We start from the raw sequence: 20,722 nt of genomic DNA on the forward strand, positions 1-20,722 counted from the left end.
TACTGTGTTTTTTCTTTATTATATATTTAATTACTATTTCTTACATGAATTTCTTTCAATTAATTTATGATCCAATACATAATGTTCTTTTCCTAGCTGTTGTTTATTGATTATCTTTATCAACATTCTCATACCAACAGATCCCATGTCATACATAGGCTGAGCTATCGTCGTAAGCTTAGGGTAAAATATAGATGATGAATAGACATTGTCAAACCCCATTACATCAATATCATCTGGAACATTTATATCTTTATCCCTTAGTGAATTTATCACTCCCATAGCTATTTCATCACTAGCACAAAAAACCGCATCTATAGATGAATTACTTAAAATTTTATTTATAGCTTCATATCCATCTTTAGCTTTAATCCCTGCAAAACATATTAGAGCTTCATCAAGTTCTATATTCTTTTCCATTAATGCCTTTTTATAACCCCTATATCTTAGAGCAACTGCATTAATATTTTCATCATTCGGCCCTATATAGGCTATTTTTTTATTTCCTTTTTCTATTAAATATGTTGTAGCATCATATGCTGCCTTTGAATTATCTATGGTTACGCTAGGAAAGCTCTTTTCTTCATCTATTGTTTCTGCTAATACTGTAGGTATCTCCAATTCTCTTATAAATTCTATAACATCCTTTTGAAGGGAACTACTCATATATAGAACACCATCTACCATTTTTTCTTTTAAAACCTTTAGATATTCCATTTCTTTCTCAATATCTAAATCAGTATTGCACAGAATTATGTTATAGTCATATATATTAGCTACATCTTCAGCTCCTCTAACTATTTCCGGATAAAATTGACTAGATATATCAGGTATGATAATCCCTACCGTACTCGTCTTTTGTGTTTTTAAACTTCTAGCAACTATATTAGGTCTATATCCTAGTTTTTTGATCGCTACTAAAACTTTCTTCTTAGTATCTTCGTTTACCACATCTATGTCGTTTAAAACTCTAGATACTGTTGCTATTGATACCCCTGCTTCTTTTGCTACGTCTTTTATGGATGCTGCCATATTATCAACTCCTAATAAGGTATTTTTATATATTTTACCCAATTTTATATATTCTTGAAACCCTCATAAAAATCCTTTAATTATTATGTATGTTATGCAAAAGGAGCTGTCTTTATTAAACAACTCCCCTTACAAAATTTATTTTACTACTTCCACATAAATCTTAAAGTCTTCTCCATTAATCCTACAATCTGTATACTCTTTTTCTTCGTTGTAGTAAATTTCAACAGAAAGTGTTTCCTTTTTAATATAATCTTCAAATTTACGAACCACATCTTCTAACATTGCATTTCCAGATACATATAATTTAATTTTATCTGCCACTTGGAAACCATTGTCTTTCCTCATGTTTTGAACTTTACTTAATATTTCTCTTAAATGTCCTTCTTCTCTTAAGTCTTCAGTAATAGTAGTATCTAAAACTACTCCTATAGTTCCTTCGCCTGCAAAAGCAAATCCTTCGAGACCTTGCATTGTAACAAGAAGATTTTCACTATTAAGTTTTATTTCAACTTCTCCAACACTAATAATTACATTTTCTCCATTCTGCACTTTTTGAGCAAGCTCCATTTGGTTCATTGAAGCTAATTCTTTTCTTATTGCAGGTATATATCTGCCATAGGCCTTTCCTAACATAGGTAAGTTAGGCTTTATATCAAAGTTAACATATTTAGATAAATCCGCTCCAAATAGTACATCTTTTATATTAAGCTCATCTTTTATAATATCTCCATAGTATTTTGGAAGAGATTTTAAACTTACAAGCATTTCTGCTAATGGCTGTCTGTTCTTTATATTTGATGTATTTCTTGCACTTCTTCCAAGCTTAACTATTTTATAAGCCTCTTCCATTTCTATTTCTAATTCTTTATCCATCAAGTCTTCATTGTATTCTGGCCATTTACACAAATGTATGCTTTCTGGCGCTTCACTATCTAATGCTCTTACTAAATTACCATATATCTCCTCAGTGATGAAAGGAACAAATGGTGCTGCAACTGAACATACAGTAGTCAGTACTCTATATAGAGTAACATAAGCTCCTATCTTATCTTCAGTTAATGTTTCACTCCAGAATCTAGATCTATTTCTTCTTACATACCAGTTGGATACTTCATCAACAAACTCTTCAATAGCTAAAGAAGCCTGAGTAATTCTATAAGAATCCATGTGTTCTTCTACTTCTTTAATTAGAGTATTCAATTTTGATATTATCCATTTATCCATTACATTTTCGCTAACAAAATCAGTATATTCTAATGGATTAAATTTATCTATATCAGCATATAGAACATAGAAGGAATATACATTCCATAATGTGCTTAGGAACTTTCTTTGAGTCTCCTCCACATCCTCTACTGAAAATCTTGTTGGTAACCATGGTGCACTTGCTGTATAGAAGTGCCATCTACACGCATCTGCTCCAACCTTATCTAATACTTCAAATGGGTCAACAACATTTCCTTTTGACTTTGACATTTTTAATCCATTTTTATCAAGCACGTGACCTAATACAATACAATTTTCAAATGGATTTGTATCAAATATTGCTGTTGATATAGCTGTTAATGTATAGAACCATCCTCTTGTCTGGTCTACTGCTTCTGATATAAATTGTGCTGGGAAGGTTTTTTCAAACACTTCTTTGTTTTCAAATGGATAATGATGCTGAGCAAAAGGCATAGATCCTGAATCAAACCAACAATCTATAACTTCACCCACCCTTGTCATCTCTTTGCTACAATGAGGGCATGTTAATTTTACTTTATCTATAAATGGTTTGTGTAGTTCTATATTTTCAGGAACATTAATTCCCTTTTCTTTTAATTCACTAATACTTCCTATGCACTCTCTATGCCCACAAGAACACTCCCATATTGGAAGAGGAGTTCCCCAGTATCTATCTCTTGAAATTCCCCAATCTATAACATTTTCTAAGAATTTACCAAATCTTCCTGTCCTAATATTATCTGGATACCAATTAACTTTATTGTTATTTTCCAGTAGCTTATCTCTTAAAGATGTCATTTTAACAAACCAGCTATCCTTTGGATAGTATAATAATGGCGTATCGCATCTCCAACAGTGAGGATAGGAATGCGTAAATCTTTGTGATTTATATAGCTTTCCACTTTCTTTTAAATTCTCAATTATCTTTGGATCAGCTTTTTTTACAAACATACCTTTCCACGGCTCTACACAATCAATAAACTTTCCTTCACTATCTACTAAATTCATAAATGGTAAATCATATTTCTTGCATACGATGCTATCATCTTCACCATAAGCTGGTGCTAAATGAACTACTCCTGTACCATCACTTAGTGTAACAAAATCACCATGAACTATATAAAAGGCTTTTTCTTCAGGAGTATAGAAGTTAAATAACTGTTCATATTCTAACCCTAAAAGCTCTTCCCCTTTGAACTCTTTTACGATTTCATATTCACCATCTAATACTTTAAGAAGTTCTTTTGCTAGTATTAAATGTTCTTCATTATTTATTACCTCAACATAGGTAAAGTTTTTATTTATTCCAAGAGCAATGTTACTTGGTAATGTCCAAGGTGTGGTTGTCCATGCAAGTATATATTTATTTTCTTCGTTCTTTACTTTAAATTTAACAAATGCTGTTCCTTCATTTACATCTTTATATCCCTGTGCTACTTCGTGAGAAGATAATGTTGTTCCACATCTTGAGCAATAAGGAATTACTTTATGACCCTTATATAATAAATCTTTATCCCACATTTGCTTTAATGCCCACCATACTGATTCTATATAATCATTATGATAAGTAACATATGGATTCTCCATATCCACCCAGAATGCTAATTTTTCTGACATGTCTTTCCACATATTAGAATAAGTAAATACTGACTCTTTGCATTCACCTATAAATTTTTCTACACCATATTTCTCAATTTCTTTTTTTCCTGAAATACCAAGCTTTTTCTCGATTTCAAGTTCTACAGGAAGTCCATGGGTATCCCACCCAGCCTTTCTTAGCACTTTATATCCTTTCATTACTTTATATCTTGGTATTAAGTCTTTTATAACTCTTGTTAATACGTGACCTACGTGTGGCTTTCCATTAGCTGTTGGAGGTCCATCATAGAAAGTAAAATACTCTCCATCCTTATTTAGGTCGAAGTTCTTTTCTACTATTTTATTATCTTGCCAATTATTTAGCACATCTCTTTCCATTTGGACAAAGCTTCTGCTATTGTCTATCTTCTTATACATTTTGCAACTCCCTCCTATTGATTAATTCTTGTCATAATACATGTATTATAAACAAATTATTTTATAAAACAAAAAACTCCGTCCCTAATAGGACGAAGTTATATTTTCGCTATACCACCTATGGTAAATAAGTTTCAAGCACTTATATGCTCTATCCTTTAACGCAGGATTACGGACAAACTTACTATTACTTCGGTTCTCAACTCCAAGGTGATTTTCCTTAAAACTTAACTTGTGGATTTTCACCGAACACCACTCTCTTTAAAGTATAGGAATTAAGTACTTTTCCTCTTCACAGTTTTATTACATTTAGAATGAATATTTAATATAATTAAACTTAATTATATTACAAGAAATTTTTATTGTCAATTTTTTTTGTTATTTTCCTAAAGATTTCAATATACCATTGGCAATAGCTTGCGCAGCCTTCTTTTGGAATTTAGGATCTTTTAAATTTTTCTCTCCATTAGGATTACTTAAAAATTCCAACTCAACTAAAACTGCTGGAGCATCCGTATATTTCAACACATAAAATCCTGCGGTTTTCACTTTCCTATCCACTGTACCTAAGCTACTAATTAATTCACTTTGAATCTTTTGAGCTAAGTTTTCACCAGCAACGCTATCTTTATCGTGATAAGTTTCCGTTCCATTGACCCCAGGATTATTTTTTATAGAATTACAATGTATGGAAACAAAATAATTTCCTTTTACACTATTACCTATTTCCGTTCTCTTTTGTAAATCCTTTTGTTCATTAGATGGCCAAGATACTTTATCACTGGTTCTTGTATAAACAACTTTCACTCCATTTTTAAGAAGTATATTCCCTACTTCCATACCTACCGCTAATGTTACGTCCTTTTCTCTAACACCTGTAGGTCCTACTGCCCCTGGATCATATCCTCCATGACCCGGATCTATTACCACTGTATGTCTACTATCTCCTTTGAGAGTAACTAACAGGGTTAGATATACCTTATCTTTATAACCTGCTACTGTTCCAACGTAACTATATGTTCCCGCACTACTTGTATCTACAGTAGTACTATTCCAAGTAACTGGTTCATCTGTAACCTGACCCTTACTTGAAGTAGCTTTTACCTTCTCTGGTAATATAAATTCTTCCCCTTCTGTTACAGTATGTATAATATCTTCTACTGAAGTTATTATATTATTGCTACCATTGCTGCCATTTAAGTCCCCTGTTTCTTTAAATCTTATTATTCCACCTGCTATTGCTTCAGCAAATTTTTGTTGCATTTCAGAAGTGCTAATTTTCAACTCTTCTACAGGATTATTTAAAAATCCTACAAATATTTTAGCCATTGACATATTAGCGGCATTTCTTTCTGGGAAGTCTCCAGGTTTAACACCTCTGCTTGTAATATCAATACTTCCTTCAACTTTTTGTTGGATATTTTCTGCAAGTTTTTGCCCTAACAAGTCTCCTTGTAAATGATATGTTTCTACACCTGTAGCTTCTACATTGCCTGCAGTATTTGTATGTATACTTACTCCAAAATAATTATAATCCTTATTATTAACTATACTATAACGGGATTTCATATCGTCTTTATCCCAATCTACATTGTCATCTTTTCTAGTATATATAACTTTAATTCCGCTTTTTTCTAATATTTCCCCTGCTTTCAATGCGATGCTTAATGTTATATCTTTTTCCATGTTTCCATTAGGCCCTACAATCCCTGTATCACTGCCCCCACTGCCTGCATCTAATACCACAGCAAACTCCTTATTATTTGGGACCTCTTTGTTTTTTATTGTGAATTGCATTTTAATTGGTTTGGTTAAAGGTTTACCTGAAGCTTTTTGAACTTTTTCATTTACAAATAAATAATAAGTTTTTCCCGATTCATATTTGGCATTATTCTTTAAAGAAACTGTTATTCCCTTATTATCAGAAGAAATTACTACATTTACGGGAATAGTTTGTCCACCTTCATCTGTTATATAAATATTTTTATCATTTATGGTACTTTTATTTAGCTCATAATTAAACTTAATGGTCCAAACTTTATTTTCCTCTACGTTTTCTTTAGTACTCCAGTTTTCAAAGGATGTACTTGCTCCAACATAATTCCCCCTAAAAAATCCCGTAGCTATAAATAACAGCATCGTAAATACAGTTATTATCCTCCTATAATTTTTTTTCAAAAAATCACCCCTTTTTACAACATCAACTTTTAATACGATTTATTTTTAAATTTGTCACACATACATTCATTATAATATAAAATTACATATATTCCATATTAATCTACGGTATATTTTAAAAATTTATTATATTTTTTGTCTCTAAAGGTTAAATAAATAAGATTTATTAATGGAATAAAATATAAGTAAAATGAATATACAATTGCGGAAGCCCCAACTTCTAAGGTAGTCAACGGTATTAATAACGCAATATTCCACGGTATCAATGGAGATATTACTATGGCTGTATTTTCTAAATCCGATGCTAATTCATACTTATCAATTCCATTCTTTTCGTAGGTGTCCTTTACAAGCATATGTGTTAATATTACTGCAAGAGTTTGACTACACCCAAAAGCACCAGTAAAAATACTTGCTAATATGGAAGTTAAAAATAATCCACTTCGAGTTTTAGCTTTATCTACATATTGATCTATGTATTTCAACATACTTGTTCCTTCAAATATTCCTGTAAAAGCAGAGGATATAAAAACTACTATAGAGCTTTTTATCATGGATAGAACCCCTCCCCCTTTTATTATATCTTTTAAAGGAGTATTTCCATCCATTGAGTATCCTAAAAATATATATTTCAATGAATTTTTAAGTCCATTGTCTTGTACAAAAATGCTTATCAATAGAGCTACAATTATGCTTACTGCCATAGACACTTTAACGTTTATTTTAAAGAAGGATAAAATTAATATAACAATAGCCGGAATAATCACTATTGTTCCTATATAAAAAGAACTTCCTATCTCATTTATAATACTGCTATCTCCAGCATTCAAGGGATATTTATATGATAAGATAAAGTAGATTATTGTTGCTAAAAAAAATGGTACTATAGAAGTTTTAAACATTCTCCTTATATTAATATATAGGTCTGTTTCCGTTAAATTAGCAATTAGATTTGCACTTGAAGACATAGGAGAACATCTATCTCCAAAATAAATTCCTGCTATTATAGCTCCTGCTGTAACTACAGGGCTCACTCCTCCGCCCCTTGCAACCACTATTAAAGCTATTCCTGCGGTACTGACCGTTCCAAAAGAAGTTCCTATAAGAAATGATACTAAACAACTTATTAAAAACGCTGATAATATAAACAAATTAGGCCTAAGAAATTTCATTCCATAGTAAACCATGGCAGGTACTGTTCCTGCAGCCATCCATATGCCTGTAATTCCACCTATTAATATAAAAATTTCAATAACTATAAAGGATTTTTTTCCACCTTTATAAGCCATGGCTAATAATTGCTTAATACTAAATCCTTTTCTCATACCTACAAGTATAAATAAAATTATTCCTGCCGTAAGAGGATATCCTATATAAATACCCTTATATACTCCCAGAAGTAACATTATAAAGCTTAATATAAATGCTAAAGCTATATCCATTTTAGCCCCCACCTTTTCCCCTAAATATAACCTATTCCCCTAATATTACCTATTTGCTCTTTTTCTTTTCAATTAAAAATTTATTATGAACGTCTTTTAAAGCCACAATTAAAGCTTTCTGTGCTGTGCCTAAAAATCTATTGTTTATTTCACTAATCATATGATCTAAATCACTTATTAAGTTGTATCCCACAAGCATAGATTTTATGAAATCAGTAGTCACATTGCTAATAGCATTACATGTTATGTCTATTACCTCACCACTATCTCTATTAATTATTAATCCAAGAAAAAAGCCATTATACATAATTGTAATCGGATCTGTACTATTTGCCCTAGATACTCCTGTAATATATATAGTATTTTTTTCATACTTCATGCAGTACCACTCCTTAAATTTATATATTGACACTAATTAGATTATACAACATTTTCAATAAATAAGATCAACAATTATATTATATCAAAAAATTCAGACTGTTAAATATAAAACTAACAGTCTGAATTTTCAATATAACGATATCGCATAATTCAATTATCAATCATTGTATTGTATTATTTCTTGTGGCAATTCTAATTGTAGCATGTCCATTATTATCTGATATTTATCTTCATCCCCTGTAGTATATACGTTAAAAGTTTTACCTTCTTCTTCCTTTAACCATTCCTTTTCTTCCAAATATTTCCTTATACCCTCTGCTTGCTGAAAAGCTGGATTAATAAAGTTAATTTTTGGATAGCATTCTTCAAATATATCCTTTACGATTGGATAATGAGTACATCCTAATATTACTGTATCTACACTTTCCCTTTGTAAAATATTATCAATATGAGTTTTTATTATTTCCTTAACTTCTGCTCTATCTATCTTTCCGCTATCTACTATAGCAGCAAGCTCTCCTGAACCTTTACCATAAACTTTAATATCTCCTAGCATTTTATCATAATATCCACTGTTTACTGTAAAGTTAGTTGCTATTAATCCAACCTTTTCTTTTTTCAATGTATTTCTAATATTATCTACCACTGGGTCAATAACCTTTATTATCTTAACATCATAATCATTGCTTATAAAATCTATAATAGTGGAAATTGTATTGCAGGCTACCCCGATAACTTTTACGTTTTGGCTAATTAAAAATTCAATCATTCTTCTAGTAAGACTTATGATTTCTTCTTGACTCTTATTTCCATATGGTACATTTTTGTTATCACCAAAATATATTATATTTTCCTTTGGCAATAACTTTTGAAGCTCTTTTACAGTAGTGAGTCCTCCCACCCCTGAATCTAACACTCCTATTGGACTATTTTTTGTTATCATTATAAATCAACCCCCGCAAAAAAATTAAAGCCGGTTCTCCCTTTAAGAAGAAAACCGGCTTCATTATATTTTCATATACAAAGTCTATATACTATGTTTGTATACCAATATAATGAACGGTGAATATTAAATTCACTTTCATTTAAAAATATTTTAGCAAATATGACTTAACTTGTCAATATTTTTTTCTTTTTATTATTTTTTCTGAATATTTTATGATAATTGTATAAATATATATATAATATGTTAATTAATTAATAATTTATAGGGGTGTGACAAATGAACATAACTTGGTTAGGCCATTCTTCTTTTATCATAGAGGATTCCAAAGGAAGAAGATTACTTACAGATCCTTTTAATGATTCTATAGGATATGAAACTTTTAAAGGTGATATAGATGTTGCAACTATTAGCCACCAACACTTTGATCACAATTACAAAGATAACATTAATTCTGAGAAAGTTACTATAATAGAAAAGGTAGGATTTTTTAATCCATGCGATATACCCATAAATGGTATACCTTCTTATCATGACAAAGATCAAGGTACAAAGAGAGGAGAGAACATAATATATTTATTCCAAATGGATAACTATAAGCTTTGTCATTTAGGGGATTTAGGGCATCTTTTATCAAAAGAAGACCTGTCAAAAATTGGAGATGCGGATGTACTGTTCATACCTGTAGGAGGAAACTACACCATAAACGGAAAAGAAGCTTTTCAAATAACCAAATTGATAAAAAGCCATGTAATTATACCTATGCATTATAAAACTCCAGATTTATCCTTTCCATTAGACGGATTAGAAAACTTTTTAAAGTATATAAAAAAAGCTAAACGTATAAATAGCAATTCTATTGAGCTGACTGATAACCTAAAAAATCTTGATGGTGAATTATTAATATTGGATTATAAATAAAAATAAACCTTAGCTTAATTGAATCTTCTTCTCTTAAACTAAGGTTTCACAATTAATTTTAGTTATGTTCAACATGAGTTAAACCAGCATTAAAAATCTCACCTATATGTTCATCATCTAGGGAATAAAATACAGTTTTTCCCTCTCTTCTAAACTTAACAAGTCTTGCAGATTTAAGAATTCTAAGTTGATGAGATATTGAAGACTGGCTCATACCTAATACCTCAGCAATGTCACAAACGCACAATTCTTTTTTAAAGAGAGCATATATTATTTTAATTCTTGTATAGTCCCCTAAAACTTTAAACAAATCAGATAGCCTTGTAAATGTTTCATTATCCAACATGTTTTTCTTAACACAGCTAACACAATCGTTATGAACATCACAACAGTTGCAAACCTCTATTTCTTCAAGTTCTCTCATTTTTTCACCACCCTTAGGATTAGTTGTTTTCACATTATACTGTCTTCCGTCTAGCTCCCTTTCATTATATATTTATTATATAGTTTATAATTTATTTATTCAACTTAGCAAAGGCACTTTATTCTGTTCATGATTATTTATAGTTTTAATTATTAAATCTAAACATTGAGTAAATAATATTATAATTTCCCCTTCTATTGCTCTATCCATAGCATATATTATTGCATCTTCCTCTTTATAAATAACCTGTAACCTCTTTATATCAAATCCTTTTGACATAACTCCTTCTTTTATTAATCTAGCAGACTCTCCTTTTTCTCTACCCCTTAGGTCGAATTGCTCTCTTATTATTATATAATCACTATATTTAGCAGATATCTCTCCTAATTCTCTTATATATTTATTCATCCTATCTCCAGGAGCAGCTATTATTGAAGTTATTCTAGTAGGTTTAAATTCTTTAGCTAAGTTAAATACTCCTTCAAAAGCTTCCCCGTTATGTCCATAATCTAAAATAATCTTATATTTATTCATGTTTATTATATTTTGTCTTCCAGGATTCAAATATAAGTCACACTCTAAAGTGCCTATTATATCTATAACTTTTTCAATATTTCCATATATATAATAAGTTGCTGCCAATGAGGAAATCACATTTAATATATTACTTTTTGATTTTCCATAATAAGTGAATGGAATTTTTCTTACATTCATAATTTTACTTTCCACACCATTTTTGCAATGTATTATATAATCATTCCTTACATAAAAAGCTTCTCCACCTTTTTTTATGTGTTCTTCTATCAATGGATTTTTCTCTAAATCATACAAACATATTTCTATATCTTTCCTACAAGAAAATAAATGTGATAATTCCTGCTGAGCTTTTAATATAGCCTTTCCCCCAGTTACTAATTCCTTTATAATAACTGATTTAGTCCCAATCAATTTATCCATATCCTCTGTACCTTCCATACCTACATGATCTTCAGATATAGACGTTATAATCCCTACATTTCCTCCTTCGTATCCCAATCCATTTCGCCCTATTCCTCCCCTTGCTGTCTCTAATACAGCTACTTCCACTTTTCTATTGGTTAAAATCTCTCTTGCGCTTAAAAAACCTGTGGTATCTCCATCTCTAATTTTCTCATTTCCTATGAATATACCTTCTGTTGAGGCCAATCCTGTTACATATCCAAGTTTTTTAAATATATTGTAAATTAGCCTTGCTGTAGTTGTTTTACCATTGGATCCAGTTATCGATATTATAGGTATACCTTTAACTTCATTCTTTATACTTTGTAGAAAAAACTTTATTATAGAGTTCTTTATATTAATCAATTCATCTTCTATATTAAACACGCATCCTAAATCTCTTATTTTTAATGCGTTATTTTTTTCATCTTTATATAAATCTATATACATGAACTCAATTTTAAAAACCTTATATATACTATTTATTAATTCTCTAAGCCCCCACCATTGATCTACTTCTTCATACTCTCTATTTTCATTCATTTTAAATACTCTGTTATTTTTACCTTTATAGCTAATTACTCTATAAGTTAAATCCCCATCATAAATCAGTGCATATCCATAAGAATTAATTATATTATTTACAACAGTTATTAATTCCTCATGGCTTTTACATCTAATATCTATATTATAATCCTTGGAATAGTTACATACATTTATTGGATATTGCAAATCCATAATATCTTCCTCTGTTAAATTATATAACTTTCTCATTTTCACTCTAGGAAGATTATTACATCTCAATAATTCATATAAAGTATCTCTATTCTTACTTTTAATTGCCATTGGAATATTTTCATAACTCTGATATTCATCACTTATAATCACAGATTTACACCCATAGCCTAACTGATATAATCCTTCTGAAAGTTCAATTACTGGAATTCCTTCTTTTTTAGCCAAGTCTATAATTCTAAAGGTGAATTTATCTTGAAATAGCTTTTTAACCTTATCTCCAACCTTCTTCACACTACAATCTTTTTCTACTACATTATAAATTATATACCTACATAAATTTTCTCTTTTATAGGTAGCCCAAATAGTATATTCTTCCTCTTCATCCTTTACTTCTATTATTTTTTCATCATAACCAACATATTTATATATTTCTAAGTATTTTTTTATGAACTCATTTAAATCTGCTTTATCAGTATCCCTTACTTTTATTTTTACTAATCCTTTTATTCCCTTAATATTATTTCCTTCAAAAAAATTTATAGAAAAAATATGCATAATTTCACCATCCTCAAAAACCGTAATAATATAGGTTCTTAATTTACAAGAGAAATTATGCATATTAAAATTCTAAACTTCTTCATACAATAGAATATGTTTTGACAATATACTTTCCTTTACGTTAATTATTCTTTGATTGCTCGAGCCTTTATATTTTAAATGGTGGCTGTATTTATCCATCTCAAATCTACCATCTATTAATATATCGATGTTATCTAATAGCTCTTTCCACCCATTATTTGTATCTAAATGTTCAATTATATATTCAAAAGTATATCCTGTATAACACCAAATATTAAGGCCCTCTCTTTTTAAAATATAAGCTAATTCACTAAGGTTTTTACCTTGCTCAAAAGGTTCTCCCCCAGAAAATGTAACCCCTTTTATTAATGGAGTATTACTTTTTATTCTATTAGAGATATCCTCTATACTAACTTTTTCTCCATAATCAAATTCCTGTATATCTAGATTATGGCATCCAGGGCAATGATGATTACAACCAGATAAAAACAAAACAGATCTTAAACCCTTGCCATTTACTAAAGAATTATCTAGAAAACCTGCAACTTGAAGTTCTTTCATAATTACTCACCTTTACTGTAGAATTTAACTCTATTGGTGTGTGATATTCTATCACTTCTTTCTGCTACTTTTCCACCACCGAATCTCTCATCCAAGCTTAAATATCCTGTAACTCTTGAAATACCCTGTATATTTAAACTTCCGCATTTACTACACTTACACTCATTATTATTTAAATATGTACCACAATCTCTACAGTATTTTATATGAAAGTTTATTCCTATGTAGTTTATATTAGAATGTGTATAAGCATATTCTAATATATCCATTATCACATCCTCTGTTGGATAGTCATCTAATTCTATATAGGTTATGTGTCCTCCGTTACAAACTCCATGATATGGCGCTTCTATATCTATCTTCTCTTTTATTGATATAGAGTGGCCAACTGGAATATGGAATCCATTTGTATAATAATCTTTATCAGTAACACCTTTTATTTTTCCAAACACTTTTTGATCTTGTAATATGAATTTTCCACTTAAACCTTCTGCAGGAGTAGCATAACAAGACCAATTTAAACTTGTTTCTTCTGTAGTTTTATCTGCAAAGTTTCTGATATATTGTATTATTTTCAGCCCTAATTCCCTCGCTTCTTCACTTTCACCGTGATGTTTTCCTATTAGTGCTGTTAGTGTTTCAGCAAGCCCTATAAAGCCAATAGCCCAAGTTCCTTGCTTTAATATAGGCTCTATACTATCTTCTGGAGTTAAATTCTCTGCACCTTTCATCAATCCTTGTCCAGCTACAAAAGGTAAATCCTTAACTCTTAATCTTTTAAGTACTTCGTATCTATGTAATAAAGACTCCTTAGCCATATCTAACCTGCTATCTAATAAGCTAAAGAATTTATCCAAATCACCCTTTGCCAATATACCTACCCTTGGTAGATTAATTGTTGTTGGAGCGATATTGCCTCTACCTTTTACTGTAGGTTCTCCATTTACATTGGATTGAACCCTCGTTCTACAACCCATGGTAGCTGGTAAGTATCCTTTCTCATAATACTCTAAATTAAAATCAGCATCTATATTCATAAAGGTTGGATTCATTCTTTTACTTGCCACTTTACATGCCAATTTAAATAAATAATAGTATGGATCTGATGGCTTTTTATTCACTCCATCTTTTACCCTAAAAATTATATTAGGGAAAATAGGTTGTTCTCCCTTACCTAATCCTTTCTCATATTGATTTAAGAATATCTCACATATCAACGCTGCATCCTCACTTTGAGGTATTCCTATATTAATAGAACTGAAAGGTACCTGAGAACCTGCTCTTGAATGCATAGTATTTAGGTTATACACAATTCCCTGCATAGCCTGACTAATATTTTTTTTAAGCCTTCTCTCAACTAATTTTTCTATTATTGAGTCTTCTAATCCTACTTCTTTATATTCCTTCTTTATTTCAATTCTTGTTGGCTCAACAAATGCAGCCATATCATTATCAAAGTCTGGATGAGATTGTCCTCCAAACATATCATTTTGTGTGGATTGAAGTAGTATACAAGATAACTCACAAGCGGATTCTATTCTTTTAGGTGGTCTTATATAACCGTAGCCTGTGTTAAATCCTTTTGATAATACTTCTTTAGTCGGTATATGTAAACAATTTGTTGTTAAATTGTAGCTATCTAAATCATGATAATATATATCTCCGTTTTCATGAGACTTTGCTAAATGCTTAGGCATTATGGATAAATTATGCCACTTGTTGGATTCACTAGCTATTCTTAATAATTTTGAAGAAAAATTATTTCCAACATTAGCATTATCTCTATCAGTTTCTACTCCTATCTTCTCTATTGCCCTCATTAAATCTGATTTTATTTCTCTAATTTTATTTCTTTCTTTTCTGTAATTAGCATATGCAATCCCTACTTCTTTACATCCATTTTCAAGTAAAGTGTTTTCTACTAAATTTTGAATCTCTTCTACAGATATTTCTTCGTTGTTTATATCTTCTAATTTCTTAATAACTTCTTTGGTTAAATCTATAACTTCACTTTCTTTTAAATTATATGCAATTTCTTCTGATGCCCCTTTTATTGCATTAGTTATCTTTGTGGTGTCAAAGGAAACCCTTCTACCGTCTCTCTTTACTACATGTAGCATAAAACAATCCCCCTAAGTACTATATATTGTGTTTTCACTGTGTCATTATACTATGGCAATAAATATTTAGCAATTTTAAAATCAACTATATTACGATAATATATGGATTTACTATTCTCTTTCTTTATCTCTTTCTTTATATTATATATACTGGCAGCTTGCTATTTTTTTATTATGTTAAATAGCTTAAATATTATTTTGACACTACCAAAAGAATACATTATTTGGTAAAATGTATATAATATTTTTATAGGAGTTGTTAATATGAAAAAGTTTTTAATTTTAATATTTTCAATTTTTTTATTGGTTGGATGCAATAAACCGCCTGAAATAAAAGAAGAAGTTAAAAAAGAACAACCTAAAGAAGAAGAAAAATTTTTTTCTCCCTATACTGGGGAAGAAATAGATAAGGATACTTATTTTAAGATTCCATTTATGGTAATAGTGGAAAATTCTAAAGCTTCTAGACCTCACTCTGGATTAATTGATGCAGATGTAGTTTACGAAACTATGGCGGAAGGCGGAATATCACGATTTATGGCAATTTATCATAAAAATGACTCTTCAAAAATAGGTCCTGTTAGAAGTGCTCGACCATATTTTTTAGACATAGCAATTGAAAATAATCTTCCTTTCGCCCATTGTGGATATAGTGAAGAAGCTAAAAGCAGAATAGAAAAGGAGAAGCTTCCCAGTTTAAATGAATTTTCATATGAAAAATTTTATTGGAGAGATAAAAATAGGCCCTATGAGCATAGCCTTTATACTTCCTCTAATTTAAGAGAACTGATAAAAGAGCAAAATCTAATTAAATCTCCAAGTAAATCCTTATATTTTAGTAATGATTTTGGTAAGAATGCTGCGGATGATGCTGAAAAGGTATATTTAAATGTTAATAAATACTACAATACCTCTTATGTTTTTAATAATAATAAATATACAAAGTATATGGATGGAGAAAAATCTATTGATGCAGAGAAAAAAACACCTATCGAAGTTAATAATATTATCATACAGTTAACAGATATCACTTTACAAAAGGATAATCTACATATAGATGTACGCCTTAAAGGAGAGGGCGATTGTTATATTATAAGTAATGGTAAATATATAAAAGGGCGCTGGTCAAAGAAAGATTCTAATTCTCCTACAATTTTCTTAGATAAAGATAATAAAGAAATTCCCTTATCCACAGGTAAGACCTGGTGGCATATTTTTGATAATAGAGTAAAAGTTATCATTGAATAGATCTCACTATTTTCATTAGATAATTTAAATTTAGTTTTGAAAAACTAAAAAGTTCCACTGTATTTAAATATTACAGTGAAACTTTTTTTTGTCTTTATACATTTCTCTATCCGCCCTTATCAAAATTTCATCTAGTTTAATATTTTCTTTTGAATTAACACAATATATACCATAGCTAAAGTCTAAACTCAAATCACCAAATTTTATTTTATTAATTTCTTCCTTTATACGGATTACCTTTTCATTTGCCTCCTCAAATAAATAGTTTTTAAAAACAATTACAAATTCATCTCCAGATATCCTAGCACAGATGTTATCTCCAACTCCGCTACTAATTACCTTAGCAAACCTTTTAAGAGCTCTATCACCCATACAGTGTCCATAGGTATCATTTATTATTTTGAAATCATTTATATCTATAGCTACTACTGATAAAGTATCATCGCATTCCTTAATCATCTTAACTTCCCTCTCAAGTAACCGTCTAAAATATCTTCTATTAATTAATCCAGTTAACTCATCATAATTTGCCATGAATTTAAGCTTATTTTGTATATAAGTATTTTTAAGCACTAATTCTAAATCTCTTTTTATATAATCCATAAAGGTTCTATCTTCTTCGGTAAATATTTTATTTTTACTAGTACTATCTATATTTATTAATCCTATTAATTTATTATCAATGTAAATGGGGGAACTAATTGTACATTCTATATCCAACGCATTGTTTGCCATTAAATATTCATTTTTATCTACACTTAAAAAATTTTCATCAAACTTTGAGGGGTTTTTTATAATAATACTCATTTTCGAAGTCATATTACTAATATATATTTCTTCCTTAGAAAAAGATATATTCTTTAATGTTTCTGAATATCCTATTAAAGTTTTAAAATAAAATTTATTATCTTCACTTAGTAGTAATATACTACCTTTTGATGCATTGGGAATTAATTGAATTGCTGTACTTAGAATAATATCATATAATTCTTCTTCATTTTCTGTATGTACTATTGTATATGCAATTTCATACAATGCTTCTTTTATTTTTTCTAACTTTCTTATATGTATTCTCATTTTATTTATATTAATAAATTGTATACACGTAAAAACTATAAGGGCTAATAAAAGTAGATCTTTTAATATAGTTTGCATTTTATCCTCCATATCCCATTTTATAAATAATGGAATCAATACCATTATATTTAATATTAATAAATTCATTAAATAATGTAAACAATATTTTAAGAATATATTTCATGGAGGTATGGATAAAAATGGTTGGAAGAATTATTGACATGAATAATACCGAAGTATTTGTAAGTTTTGAAAACGGCGTTACCATAGATGTAAATAAATTTAATTTACCATCAAATTCCAAAATCGGTGACACTGTAAGAATTGATCCTGGAATTCCTAGAATAGCCAATGATAAATACGTAGATTTCTTTTGATTATTTAAAAATAAGGAGAGACATTCATCCCTCCTTATTTTGCTCTTCTATATTTTATTCTTCCGTTGAAATAGCGTTTGTAGGACAGCTATCTGCAGATTCCTTTGCCGCATCTTCTGATCCATCTGGAACTTGATCTACTGTAACTATAGCCTTTCCATCATCATCCATTTCGAAAACGTCTGGGGCAATACTTGGGCATAATCCACATCCAATACAAGTATCTTTATCTACATGTGCCTTCATAATATAACCTCCTTATTAAATAAAAAATTACACTTTTATTTTTACCTAATTATAATTTATTTATAACATAACTCTATTGTCAAAAAAATCTATTTAAGCAAGGTTTTGTATAAGTTTGTTGAAATTTTTTAGTATTTCTTCATATTGCTTATTATCTGATACAAATTTTTCAGCGTCCCCTTTTTCTAGGCTATCTGATAACTCTAAGCTTATAGGCATTTCAGCTAATAAAGGTACTCCTAAATATTCAGCATGTTCTTTTGCAGACTTTTTACTAAACACTTTTATTTTTTCTCCACATTCTCCACATTGAACATAGGACATGTTTTCTACTACTCCTATTATATTTACATTTAGTTTCTGAGCCATTATAATTACCTTCTTAACTATCATAGACACCATATCTTGAGGCGTTGATACCACTACCATGCCCTCTACTGGGATACTCTGCATAATTGTAAGTGCTATATCTCCTGTTCCTGGTGGCATATCGATAAGAAGATAATCTAAATCTCCCCATTGAGTATCAGCATACATTTGAGTTAAAACACCTGTTATTACAGGTCCCCTCCATATAACAGGTTCCTCTTCTTTTTCTGTAAGTAAGTTTAATGATATTACTTTTATACCTGACGATGTCTCCACAGGTATAAACTTTACTTCCTCGCTATTTTCCACAGCATATATCTCTGCTCTTCTTTCATTAATGCCAAAAAATCTTGGCATAGAAGGTCCTGTTATATCTCCATCTAAAACACCAACCTTATATCCAGCCTTGCTTAATTGCGTTGCTAGTATACCAGTCACCGTAGACTTTCCTACTCCACCTTTACCACTTATTATTCCAATAATATGCTTTATCTTTCCATGCTTAGGTACTAGCTTAGAACATCCTGATTCCTTAGTATTACAATTTGATTTACTTGGACAACTATCACAATTACTCATTATAACTCCTCCTATTGTATTGATTATTAGCTAATTAACCTTAATCCATATTTATACAAATATGCTATTCATATCTTAAAGCTTCTATGGGATCTAACTTAGCTGCTTTCCTTGCAGGATATATTCCAAAAAAAATTCCAACTGCTGAGGAAAAAAGTATAACACCTAATACAGCTTTGATTGAAACCACTGGGTTAATTTTAGCAAAAATACCTATTATCTCTCCTCCAATTATACCTAAAATCATACCTATTATGCCACCTACTAATGATATTATTAATGACTCTGTAAGGAATTGTATTAAGATTACCTTAGTGGTAGCACCTATAGCTTTCCTTATTCCTATTTCTTTAGTCCTTTCTGTTACAGATACCAACATTATATTCATTACCCCTATACCACCAACTAATAGAGATATAGCTGCTACGGCTCCTATGAAAGCTGTAAATATGTTTAGTATCCTATTTATTTGATCCATTTGCTTTAATATGCTCTCAACTTTATAAATTTCTTTATTTTTATTATTATGTCTGCTCTCCAACACATTTTTAGCTCCATTTCCTGCGCTTTCTAAATCATTTTTACTAACTGCCATAATATTTAAAGTATCCATATTATAATCATTGGGATATACTAAATTTAGAAAAGTAACAGGCGTATAGATAAATGTTGGCATATTAGTTTCCGATGGGTCAATAAATGGGCTTGTAAATCCTTTTGTTACACCCACTATTAAAGCCTTCTTTAAAGATGATTTTGACCCTAATTTTAAAGTTTCTCCAACTACATCCGCATACCCAAATAGGCTTTTCGCAGAATGTTCATCGATAACTACAACTGCCTTCCCCTCTAAATATTCTCTTTCGTTGAAAAATCTCCCATAAACTATTTCTTCATTTGATATGTACAGTAAATCGTTATTCCCTCCACTTATGATAGCCCTTCTAGATGCTTTCCCTGAATCAGCTACCCCATTTTTTTGTATCAATGGAGATACATATTTAACTTTTTCCACTCTGCTTTTTATGGCCTTTATGTCTTCAAAGTTTATATAATCACTGCTAGAAGCCTTGGAAGCATTAACCCTTAAGGTAATAGTAGAAGATCCTATTTTTTCAAATTCCCCTGTAATTGTCTTCTGTGCTCCATTACCTAAAGATACTATAGTTATCACAGAACTTATTCCTATAATTATACCAAGCATAGTTAAAAAGGATCTTAGTTTATTAGCCCTTATACTATCTATTGCCATTTTAATATTCTCTATGAAATTCATTATATTT

Annotated in this window: 17 protein-coding genes and 1 other annotated feature; of the genes, 3 read left to right on the forward strand and 14 right to left on the reverse strand. The window is 30.0% G+C overall.

All coding sequences use genetic code 11. The annotated features are described in order from the left end of the window. Nucleotides 1–33: 33 nt before the first annotated feature. The 6 genes from RYO54_RS06030 to murI all read right to left on the reverse strand — a co-directional run bounded on the left by RYO54_RS06030 (nt 34) and on the right by murI (nt 9,222). Nucleotides 34–1,032 (reverse strand): LacI family DNA-binding transcriptional regulator, encoded by a 999-nt coding sequence (locus RYO54_RS06030; RefSeq protein WP_315116702.1) that lies wholly within the window; start codon nt 1,030–1,032, stop codon nt 34–36. 138 nt (nt 1,033–1,170) lie between these two features. Next, nucleotides 1,171–4,278, reverse strand: a complete 3,108-nt coding sequence (gene ileS / locus RYO54_RS06035) for an isoleucine--tRNA ligase (protein WP_315116704.1) — start codon at nt 4,276–4,278, stop codon at nt 1,171–1,173. An 85-nt stretch (nt 4,279–4,363) separates the two neighbouring features. Next, nucleotides 4,364–4,583, reverse strand: a binding site (T-box leader). Nucleotides 4,584–4,656: 73 nt separating this feature from the next. Further along, on the reverse strand, nt 4,657–6,456 hold the full coding sequence (locus RYO54_RS06040; RefSeq protein ID WP_315116706.1) for an N-acetylmuramoyl-L-alanine amidase: 1,800 nt from the start codon (nt 6,454–6,456) through the stop codon (nt 4,657–4,659). 98 nt (nt 6,457–6,554) lie between these two features. Further along, on the reverse strand, nt 6,555–7,898 hold the full coding sequence (locus RYO54_RS06045; RefSeq protein WP_315116707.1) for a Na+/H+ antiporter NhaC family protein: 1,344 nt from the start codon (nt 7,896–7,898) through the stop codon (nt 6,555–6,557). 49 nt (nt 7,899–7,947) lie between these two features. Continuing rightward, the gene (locus RYO54_RS06050) at nt 7,948–8,277 is read right to left on the reverse strand and encodes a DUF3870 domain-containing protein (protein WP_315116709.1); all 330 of its coding nucleotides are present in this window, start codon (nt 8,275–8,277) and stop codon (nt 7,948–7,950) included. Between the two features lie 159 nt (nt 8,278–8,436). Continuing rightward, a complete protein-coding gene (gene murI, locus RYO54_RS06055) occupies nt 8,437–9,222 on the reverse strand; it encodes a glutamate racemase (RefSeq protein WP_315116711.1) in 786 nt (261 codons plus the stop codon). A gap of 279 nt (nt 9,223–9,501) precedes the next feature. Between murI and RYO54_RS06060 the strand changes: the two genes are divergently transcribed. Continuing rightward, nucleotides 9,502–10,143: an MBL fold metallo-hydrolase gene (locus RYO54_RS06060; protein WP_315116713.1), complete on the forward strand. Its 642-nt coding sequence runs from the start codon at nt 9,502–9,504 to the stop codon at nt 10,141–10,143. Between the two features lie 58 nt (nt 10,144–10,201). Here the strand turns inward: RYO54_RS06060 and RYO54_RS06065 are convergent, their stop codons facing one another. The 4 genes from RYO54_RS06065 to RYO54_RS06080 form a co-directional block, all read right to left on the reverse strand. Continuing rightward, complete coding sequence (locus RYO54_RS06065; protein WP_315116812.1) at nt 10,202–10,567, reverse strand: metalloregulator ArsR/SmtB family transcription factor; 366 nt, start codon at nt 10,565–10,567, stop codon at nt 10,202–10,204. Nucleotides 10,568–10,666: 99 nt separating this feature from the next. Beyond that, nucleotides 10,667–12,838: a Mur ligase family protein gene (locus RYO54_RS06070; RefSeq protein WP_315116715.1), complete on the reverse strand. Its 2,172-nt coding sequence runs from the start codon at nt 12,836–12,838 to the stop codon at nt 10,667–10,669. A gap of 72 nt (nt 12,839–12,910) precedes the next feature. Further along, on the reverse strand, nt 12,911–13,423 hold the full coding sequence (nrdG, locus tag RYO54_RS06075) for an anaerobic ribonucleoside-triphosphate reductase activating protein (protein WP_315116717.1): 513 nt from the start codon (nt 13,421–13,423) through the stop codon (nt 12,911–12,913). A 2-nt stretch (nt 13,424–13,425) separates the two neighbouring features. Then, the gene (locus tag RYO54_RS06080; protein WP_315116719.1) at nt 13,426–15,543 is read right to left on the reverse strand and encodes an anaerobic ribonucleoside triphosphate reductase; all 2,118 of its coding nucleotides are present in this window, start codon (nt 15,541–15,543) and stop codon (nt 13,426–13,428) included. 264 nt (nt 15,544–15,807) lie between these two features. Between RYO54_RS06080 and RYO54_RS06085 the strand changes: the two genes are divergently transcribed. Continuing rightward, nucleotides 15,808–16,791: a DUF3048 domain-containing protein gene (locus RYO54_RS06085; RefSeq protein WP_315116721.1), complete on the forward strand. Its 984-nt coding sequence runs from the start codon at nt 15,808–15,810 to the stop codon at nt 16,789–16,791. A 63-nt stretch (nt 16,792–16,854) separates the two neighbouring features. Here the strand turns inward: RYO54_RS06085 and RYO54_RS06090 are convergent, their stop codons facing one another. After that, nucleotides 16,855–17,946 carry a sensor domain-containing diguanylate cyclase gene (locus tag RYO54_RS06090; RefSeq protein ID WP_315116723.1) on the reverse strand — a complete coding sequence of 364 codons (1,092 nt, stop codon included), beginning with the start codon at nt 17,944–17,946 and terminating at the stop codon, nt 16,855–16,857. A 29-nt stretch (nt 17,947–17,975) separates the two neighbouring features. Here RYO54_RS06090 and RYO54_RS06095 point away from each other — a divergent pair, with 29 nt between their 5' ends. Further along, on the forward strand, nt 17,976–18,245 hold the full coding sequence (locus RYO54_RS06095) for a hypothetical protein (protein WP_315116724.1): 270 nt from the start codon (nt 17,976–17,978) through the stop codon (nt 18,243–18,245). A gap of 54 nt (nt 18,246–18,299) precedes the next feature. Here the strand turns inward: RYO54_RS06095 and RYO54_RS06100 are convergent, their stop codons facing one another. From RYO54_RS06100 to RYO54_RS06110, 3 genes are all read right to left on the reverse strand, one after another. Then, nucleotides 18,300–18,491 carry a ferredoxin gene (locus RYO54_RS06100; protein ID WP_315116725.1) on the reverse strand — a complete coding sequence of 64 codons (192 nt, stop codon included), beginning with the start codon at nt 18,489–18,491 and terminating at the stop codon, nt 18,300–18,302. Between the two features lie 93 nt (nt 18,492–18,584). Then, nucleotides 18,585–19,439, reverse strand: a complete 855-nt coding sequence (locus tag RYO54_RS06105; RefSeq protein ID WP_315116726.1) for an Mrp/NBP35 family ATP-binding protein — start codon at nt 19,437–19,439, stop codon at nt 18,585–18,587. A gap of 64 nt (nt 19,440–19,503) precedes the next feature. Continuing rightward, complete coding sequence (locus RYO54_RS06110) at nt 19,504–20,715, reverse strand: ABC transporter permease (RefSeq protein WP_315116728.1); 1,212 nt, start codon at nt 20,713–20,715, stop codon at nt 19,504–19,506. Nucleotides 20,716–20,722: the final 7 nt, after the last annotated feature.

It is taken from the genome of uncultured Clostridium sp., from assembly GCF_963515715.1.
In the GTDB taxonomy this organism is placed as follows: Bacteria; Bacillota; Clostridia; order Clostridiales; family Clostridiaceae; genus Clostridium_AW.